The sequence below is a fragment of the Amycolatopsis sp. NPDC041971 genome, from assembly GCF_055588925.1.
In genome coordinates, this window is record NZ_JBVJCE010000017.1 from 147,415 (window position 1) to 149,221 (window position 1,807).

The 1,807-nt window shown below is 67.4% G+C and carries 2 protein-coding genes; both read left to right on the plus strand.

The window, feature by feature from the left end:
* Nucleotides 1-561: 561 nt before the first annotated feature.
* On the plus strand, nucleotides 562-1,185 hold the full coding sequence (locus ACZ6DT_RS29815; protein WP_465601486.1) for a VOC family protein: 624 nt from the start codon (nucleotides 562-564) through the stop codon (nucleotides 1,183-1,185).
* Nucleotides 1,186-1,235: 50 nt separating this feature from the next.
* Nucleotides 1,236-1,676 carry an iron chaperone gene (locus ACZ6DT_RS29820; RefSeq protein WP_465601488.1) on the plus strand — a complete coding sequence of 147 codons (441 nt, stop codon included), beginning with the start codon at nucleotides 1,236-1,238 and terminating at the stop codon, nucleotides 1,674-1,676.
* The last annotated feature ends 131 nt before the right edge of the window (nucleotides 1,677-1,807 follow it).

Here is a 1,807-nt window from a genome sequence, read left to right on the forward strand (position 1 = left end):
CTCATCTCCTTGTTTCCTCTCTGTAGGTCTTCTGTATGGTGCCGCTGCGTAAACAACCCCCCCCCCCCCCCCACGACCAACCAGCCCCACACTTTCCGGCGCCCTGGTCGCTTGAAGTACGTGAAGGGGGCCCTCCTGTACTTGGGGAAGGGACCTTCACGTGCCTTCATTGCGACCGGTGGGTTTACTGGGGCTATAGGCGTGTGTTCCGAGTCCGTGAAGGACTCCTTGAGGGACCCAGAGTCCCTCAAGGAGTCCTTCACGGACCGCGGTCCCGCGATCAGCCGAAGCCAGAATCCAGGAGGTACCTAAGCCACCCTTGGCTCGATTAACCCGAATCGCCACTCACGACCACCTGGACCACTACGCCACCGTCCCGCTTCTCTCTGGAGTACATGAAGGCCCCTGCACGGATTGGCGCCCCTCGGCCCGGGCTTCCCGGTGTCTCGAAGCGGACGCCGGAGACTGGCAAACGTCCTTCGGCAAGATCCGACCAGCGTCGTCGCGACCGATCAGGAATCGAGAAGCACCGGACGCCTGCTCGGAAATAGCGTTACCGGCATGAACTCCATCGACGCCATCACCCTCGAAGTGTCCGACACCGAGGCCGCCGAACGCTTCTACACCACCGCCTTCGGGCTCGGCTCCGAGTTGCGCCCGCGGGCTTCGGAAGAGCCGTCCACCGGCTTCCGCGGGTACACCCTTTCCCTCACGGTGTCCCAGCCCGCCAACGCCGACGCGCTCATCGCCGCCGCCGTCGACGCCGGGGCGACCGTGCTCAAGCCCGCCACGAAATCGATGTGGGGTTACGGCGGCGTCGTCCAGGCCCCGGACGGCGCGATCTGGAAGATCGCCACCTCCGCGAAGAAGAACACCGGGCCGGCCGTCCGCGAGTTCGACGACATCGTGTTGCTGCTGGGCGTCGCCGACGTGCCCGCGAGCAAGAAGTTCTACGTCGAGCACGGCCTCACCGTGGGGAAGAGCTTCGGCCGCGTGTACGTCGAGTTCGAGTCCGGTTCGAGCCCCGTGAAGCTGGCCCTGTACCGGCGCAAGGCGCTGGCCAAGGACGCCGGCGTGTCCCCTGAGGGCACCGGCTCGCACCGCATCGCGATCCGCGGCACCGCTCCGTTCACCGATCCGGACGGGTTCACCTGGGAGACCTCCGCGCTCGCCGACCAGTCCTGATGTGCCACTACCGGATGCCCCCGCTCGCTGCCCACCCAGGAGAAACCATTATGACGACCACGTACGAAGAAGTCACGGCCGAAGAGAAGGCCGCGATGAAGGAACACGCCCAGGACATGAAGAAAGCGGCGCGCCGCGGCTCCGCCGCTGACAAAGCGGCCGCGGCGGAACAGGACGTGCTGGCGAAGATCGCCGAAATGCCCGATGAGGACCGGGCGCTGGCCGAGCTGGTCCACACCGTCGTGAAGGCGAACGCCCCGATGCTCGCGCCGAAACTCTGGTACGGCCAGCCCGCCTACGCACTGGAAGGCAAAATCGTCTGCTTCTTCCAGGCAGCGGCCAAATTCAAGACGCGATACGCGACGCTCGGCTTCAATGAGGCCGCGCAGCTGGACGACGGTGAGATGTGGGCGACGGCCTTCGCGCTGACCGGCGTCACCCCCGCGGTGAAGAAGCGCATCGCCGCGTTGGTGAAGCAAGCCGTCAGCTGAGCCCACCGCATGCGACACCCGGCAGGTAGCCCGCGGAAGGGTGGGGGGGGGGGGGGGGGGGGGGGGGGGGGGGGGGGGGGGGGGGGGGGGGGGGGGGGGGGGGGGGGGGGGGGGGAAGAGGGGGGGGGGGA